This window comes from Pseudovibrio sp. WM33, from assembly GCF_001623165.1.
Taxonomy (GTDB): Bacteria; Pseudomonadota; Alphaproteobacteria; order Rhizobiales; family Stappiaceae; genus Pseudovibrio.
Map to the genome: position 1 here is coordinate 527 of NZ_LMCK01000108.1, position 4,549 is coordinate 5,075.

A 4,549-nucleotide genomic window follows, 5' to 3' on the forward strand; every position below is an offset into this window, starting at 1 on the left:
TCCGAAACCGAAGAAAATGCGATCAGGTTGGTTCCATCGCTTTTATGGATCTTTTTTATTCCGGGCTTGGGCCAGTACATGATGGACCCAATCCAAGGTTATTGGGGAAACGTGATGTCAAAGTGTGTGTTTTGCGAGATTGCAGAAGGTCGGTTGGAGCCAGATGCAAAGGTTTATGAGAATGAAAGTGTGATTGCTTTCTTTGATCGCGGTGCGATTGCTCCGTATCACACATTGGTCGTTCCGAAGCGGCATTCTACCAATATCTTTGACATTCACGAGGATGATCTGATTGCTGTTACTCGTGCTATCAAACACATATGCCTGATGTACAAAGAAAGGCTGGGTATCGCCGATATTCAGATTGTTTCTAGTAATGGTAAAGAAGCTCAGCAGGATGCTTTTCATACCCACTTTCACGTTGTACCGCGTCACAAAGGGGATGGGCAAGATATTGTTTGGACTCCAGATCCAACGCTGTCTGCCAAAAATGAAGAGTTTTTGGCCCGCCTAAATGGGACTTAGTCGAGTCTGACAAACACTGACAACTGACTGTCAGCTTCCGTTTTATCAAACCCCACAGAATGCCTTGCCTCTGACGGCTAGTGACGGCATTCACAGCTTTTCCAGTATTAAGTTGAAAGGGAATTTAGAGGGGGTAGGAGGGGCGAAATCCTGCTTACCAAAACGCCCATTTGCTTACCATATGCTGACAAAAGCCAGAAAAGCAAAAAGCCTCCCGAGGGAGGCTTTGAAATTTCCTTGATAAATCAAGGAGAAGAGTGGTGCCGGCAGCAGGGATCGAACCCGCGACCCCCTGATTACAAGTCAGGTGCTCTACCATCTGAGCTATACCGGCGTCGTCTTCGTTGAGGGGTATTTACGGGCGCTGGCGGGGTTTGTAAATCCCAAAAATGCAAAAATTTGGAAGAATTCACAGGGGAACGAATTTTTTGGGTAAATTCGGGGTTGATCTGGTTGTTTTAGGGCTTCTTTTCCACATGCGGAGGATGCAGCCTATTGATATTGATAGAAAATTTCTTGGTTTGCGCGTCTGCGTTGTTTTGTGCGTTCGTTTGAACGGTATTGGGAATTTCTGCGTTCCTATGGGGTGGTGGCCGAAAAACACCGGCTGATTAAAGGAGTGGTGGCAGTGTCGGTTTGGGTGTGAGTTATGCTTCTTTATTCCCCCTTGGCGGCAGCTGGAGGATGGAAGGGGAGTGGAGCTGATGAGTTTCCGCTTCGGCAAATTTTTGAAAGTGAGAAGCATACATATTCAATGAATGTCAGTTTTGCCTTTGTTGGTGTCTTGGCAGCTGTTGCTTTTGGTGGTGCTTGCGGGCCTGCGATGAGGTTGTTCATGTGAGTGGACGTTTTGGGGTGCAGGTCTTTTGAGCAGCGTTCTTTGTTCGGTAGTCGGGGTGTCTGCCAGAATGTGGAAGCTTTGGTTGTTGGGTGAGGAGACTTAGCTTGGTGCGAAAGGTGTCCTGTTGGTGAGCCGAAGGGTGTTCTAGTGAAACTCAGGGCGTCGCAGGTGCAAAACGATAGGTACCGACTATAACTGCTCTCTGGATTACCTGTGCTCATGATGGCCGGAATAGTCTTGCTGTTTGTTGTGGTGACAAGCTGAGTGTCGTGATGAGAACGACCAGTGATGTCCTCAAAGTGGATCCTGTCCTATCTTGAACTGGGCCACCAGGAAACGTGTGCAATATAAAATACTGTCTGTTGTAAGCTGACCCGGTTGCTGCTGGTCTTGCAGGACAAGTGAGTTGTATCTGCATCATGAAAAGTGAAGCAATGGTGCCTGCCTACACATTACAGTTCCTATCTAAGGGTTGAGAATACTGGGTTGGCTATTGTAGAGGGTTGAGCAAGGCTTCGCACAGGACGCAAGGTTTTGGGGCTTAACTTTGGCTTAAGCTTGAGATGTACCATGTGCATATGTTTGTAAGTGTCCTGGTCAACAAGAGAGTTGAATGCGGATTTTAGTAGTGGAAGATGAAAGACGTATCGCTCAGCAAATTGAAAAGGCCTTGGTGGCTGCTGCGTTTTCAGTAGATCAGTGCGGATGTGTTGAAGATGCGCAAATGCTCATGAAGTCTGAGATGTTTGATGCGTTAATTGCTGATCGAATGTTGCCGGATGGAGATGCGATTGAGTTTGTTTCGTCAATTCGGAAGGAAGGTAATGATCTGCCAATCCTGATGCTGACCGCCCGTGATGCAATTGAAGATCGCATTGACGGGTTGGAGGCTGGCGCAGATGACTATCTGATCAAGCCGTTTGCGATGTCTGAGCTTGTTGCAAGAATGCGAGCTTTGTTGCGCCGACCAGGATCCGTGTTTGGCAAAACTGAAACTGTCGGCAGTCTTTCTTACAACTTTAAATCTCGAACAGCCACGGTCAACGCGGTGGCTTTGCCCTTGCCAAGGCATGAATTGCTGGTTCTTGAGAGCTTGATTAGCAACCGTGGGCACGTTGTGACCAAAGACGATCTCTTGAACAAAGTCTATGGGCTGGAGATTCCAGAGTCGAACACTATACCGGTTCATGTTCACAACCTTCGGCGCAAGTTCAAACAACTGGATGCGGGGTTGGAGATTCATACCTATCGAGGGCTGGGCTACATGTTGGACAGCTTATGAGTAAGCTTCAGTCTCTTGAGAACAAGCTTGTCGTTCGAATCTCAGTCATTCTTATCGGCTCGTTTTCTGTGATCCTTGGATGGCTCTGGGTTCATTTGTTTATTTTGCATGAGCCACTGCAAGCCAGCAGTCATCAGCAAGCCTTTATGGAGCTCTTTTCAAATGTTGGCTGGGTCGTTCCGGTTATGATGCTTGCAACAATTTTTGTGACTGCACATACGTTAAGACGCAGTTTGAAACCTCTTCGGCATCTTTCGCGTCTTACGGCTCAGATTAAACCGAAATCTCTTGACCAGCGGCTCCCTGTGAGAGATTTGCCTTCCGAAGTAGCCCCGATGGTGAAAGCGATAAACGCCATGCTTTCTGGCATAGAAGATGGTTTTACAACGCAGCGCCACTTCACCGAAAATGTTGCGCATGAGCTAAGGACGCCGTTGCAGGTGTTGGGTGCTGGTTTGGAGGACTTGCAACAAACGCCTCAAGTGATTGCTCTAAGGGGTGATCTTGATAGAATGACTCGTTCCGTGGATCAAATCCTGACAATTTCCCGATTGGAAACGCGATCTGAAGAGCAGGAAAAGGTTAGTGATCTAAATGCTGTAGCTGTCACTGTGCTTTCCTATATTGCACCTTTGGCGACGAAAAAGAATGTCAGGCTCTCCTTGGAAAAGGAAGCAGGTCCTCTTTGGGTGCAGGGTGAGAAAGGGCTGATTGGAGATCTGCTGCGTAATCTCGTTGAAAACGCTCTTGCAGTGTGTCCGTCAAACGCTGGTATTTGCGTTCGAATTAGCCCCGCAGGAACACTTGATGTGATTGACGAGGGGCCAGGTATTCCATCTTGCTATAGAGACAAAATTTTTCAGCGCTTTTGGCGGTTGCCAGATAGCAAAGTGCAGGGAACTGGTCTGGGACTGGCAATTGTCAAAGATATAGCAGTGCGCTGCCGGGCAGAAATATCCATCCATGATAATCCGGGTGGAGGGAGTGTTTTCCGTGTTGTTTTTGCTTCTGCCACGGCCTTAACCTCCTGAAGTGAAGGTCTTTTACTCTGACATTTCGAAGCTTTAAGAGTGGGAGCCCGAGCGATAATCATAAAATTTCATCCAAGGCCGACCGTGTCGGTTGCGGTGCTCCTGAATGAAGGGTTTCAGCGGTCGCGTACGCCTGCGAAACCGGAGCGTTCCTAAAACTGCGTTAAAACAAGGGTTTTATGGGTTGCCGGGACTCTTGAGCAAATTCAGGAGTTAGATAGCGGTGAAAACCGTTGCCCCATGCAAAATCAAAAAACATGAGACAATCTTCATGAATAAAAGAAGTACGCTTGTTTTAATGCCAGCGCTCGTTTCCTTTTTACTCTCAGTAACCGGTTCTAACGCAGGTGCAATCCATACAATCAGAATGGATCGGGATTTCTTCAGCCCTGCCTATCTGGAAGCACAAGTCGGCGATACCGTGCGGTTTGTGAATGTCAGAGGAACTCACAACACCGTCTCAATTTCCGGGATGATACCTGCAGGAGTATCGCCCTGGCGAAGCAGGCTAAAGGCGACCTATGACCTCACGCTGACGAAGGAAGGTGTTTATGGATATAAATGTCTTCCACATTTCGGCAAGGGAATGGTGGGGCTGATTGCTGTCGGCAAGCAATATAACAATTTACCGCAAGCAAAAAGCACCAAGTTGCCAGCCAAAGCAGCGGCGGTTTTTCAAAAGCTATTTCGCAGAGTTCCACAAAACTGAACGCGGGCATTATCAACCAAAGACAGCTATCTCAGATCTGATGGAAATACCACCGTGCTGGGTCCTGCGCATTTGACGCCCGACAGCATTGCGCAGCAGCTTTGCAATTTGCAGAGCAGGGGGAACACGTGACCATATGGTTCTAAGTTTTTTCTTGCCAT

At 47.9% G+C, this 4,549-nt stretch carries 4 protein-coding genes and 1 tRNA gene; 4 read left to right on the forward strand and 1 reads right to left on the reverse strand.

The features are described 5' to 3' along the window. A partial coding sequence (locus PsWM33_RS19235) for an HIT family protein (protein WP_244276719.1) occupies nt 1-525 on the forward strand: 525 nt, incomplete at its 5' end. 258 nt (nt 526-783) lie between these two features. Here the strand turns inward: PsWM33_RS19235 and PsWM33_RS19240 are convergent. Next, a tRNA-Thr gene (locus PsWM33_RS19240) sits at nt 784-859 on the reverse strand. 1,120 nt (nt 860-1,979) lie between these two features. Between PsWM33_RS19240 and PsWM33_RS19250 the strand changes: the two genes are divergently transcribed. The 3 genes from PsWM33_RS19250 (at nt 1,980) to PsWM33_RS19260 (ending at nt 4,388) form a co-directional block, all read left to right on the forward strand. After that, complete coding sequence (locus PsWM33_RS19250; RefSeq protein WP_063301298.1) at nt 1,980-2,648, forward strand: response regulator transcription factor; 669 nt, start codon at nt 1,980-1,982, stop codon at nt 2,646-2,648. A gap of 68 nt (nt 2,649-2,716) precedes the next feature. After that, complete coding sequence (locus PsWM33_RS19255) at nt 2,717-3,679, forward strand: sensor histidine kinase (protein ID WP_193778432.1); 963 nt, start codon at nt 2,717-2,719, stop codon at nt 3,677-3,679. A gap of 223 nt (nt 3,680-3,902) precedes the next feature. Beyond that, nucleotides 3,903-4,388, forward strand: a complete 486-nt coding sequence (locus tag PsWM33_RS19260) for a plastocyanin/azurin family copper-binding protein (RefSeq protein ID WP_063301300.1) — start codon at nt 3,903-3,905, stop codon at nt 4,386-4,388. Nucleotides 4,389-4,549 lie beyond the last annotated feature (161 nt).